Genomic DNA, 1,127 nt, shown 5'->3' with positions numbered 1-1,127 from the left:
CGGCGCTCGCGCGCGCGCCGGTGCTCGGCGCGGCCGACCGGGTCAACTCGACGCGGCAGTTCATGCGCGCGCTGAACCGCGTCGGCGTGACGAGCGCGATCGACGCCGGCGGCGACGGTCTTGCGTATCCGGACGATTACGCGGCGGTCATCGCGCTGGCACGTCGCGGCGAACTGACGACGCGCATCGCGTACGCGCTGGGCGCACGGCACGCCGGCCGGGAAATCGACGACTTCGCGCAGTGGATCGCGCTGACCGCGCCCGGCGACGGCGATGCGTTCCTGCGCGCGAACGGCGCGGGCGAGCGGCTGCTGTTTTCGGCGGTCGATCTGGGGAATTTTCTCGACCCGCGCACCGAACTGCCCGCGTCGGTCGAAGCGGAACTGACCGCCATCGTCCGGCTGCTGGTCCGTCACCGCTGGCCGTTCCGGCTGCATGCGACCTACGACGAGTCGATCGGCCGCTTCCTCGACGTGTTCGAGGCGGTGAACCGCGATACGCCGTTCGCCGGGCTGCGCTGGTGTTTCGACCGGTGCGAGACGATGTCGGATGCGAACATCGCGCGCGTGGCGGCGCTGGGCGGCGGCGTGACCGTGCAGCCGCGCATGGCGTTCCAGGGCGAAGCGTTCATCGCGCGCGACGGTGCGGCCGCGGCGACGCGCGCGCCGCCGATCCGCGCGATGCTCGCGGCCGGGCTGCCGGTCGGGGCAGGCTCCGGCGCGCTGGATGCGGGGAGCTACAACCCGTTCGTCGCGCTGTACTGGATGGTGTCGGGGCGCAGCGTCGGCGGCACCGTGCTGTATCCGGCGCGCAACCGGCTCGGCCGGATGGAGGCGCTGCGCCGCTACACGGTCGGCAGCGCATGGTTTTCCGCCGACGAGCATCGCAAGGGTGCGTTGGTGCCCGGCCGTTACGCGGACTTCGCGGTGCTGAGCGACGACTATTTCACGATCGACACGGCGCGCATCCCGCAGCTGTCGTCGGTGCTGACGGTCGTCGACGGCAAGGTCGTGCACGCGGAACGGGAATTTGCGTCGCTCGCGCCGCCGCCGCCGCCCGTCAGCCCCGGATGGTCGCCGGTCGCCGATGGCGGCGGCACGCCTGCGGCCGGTGCGAACGGGCACGGC

At 72.6% G+C, this 1,127-nt stretch carries 1 protein-coding gene; it reads left to right on the top strand.

Annotated elements, in window-relative coordinates:
• Positions 1-1,127 (top strand): amidohydrolase family protein (locus F3J15_RS37390; protein ID WP_166897829.1); only part of this gene is annotated, 1,127 nt, incomplete at both ends.

The sequence above is a fragment of the Burkholderia sp. Ap-955 genome, assembly GCF_011753045.1.
In the GTDB taxonomy this organism is placed as follows: domain Bacteria; phylum Pseudomonadota; class Gammaproteobacteria; order Burkholderiales; family Burkholderiaceae; genus Burkholderia; species Burkholderia lata_D.
The sequence above is the reverse complement of the archived record's forward strand: the minus strand, read 5'-3'. Positions and strand labels throughout refer to the sequence as shown.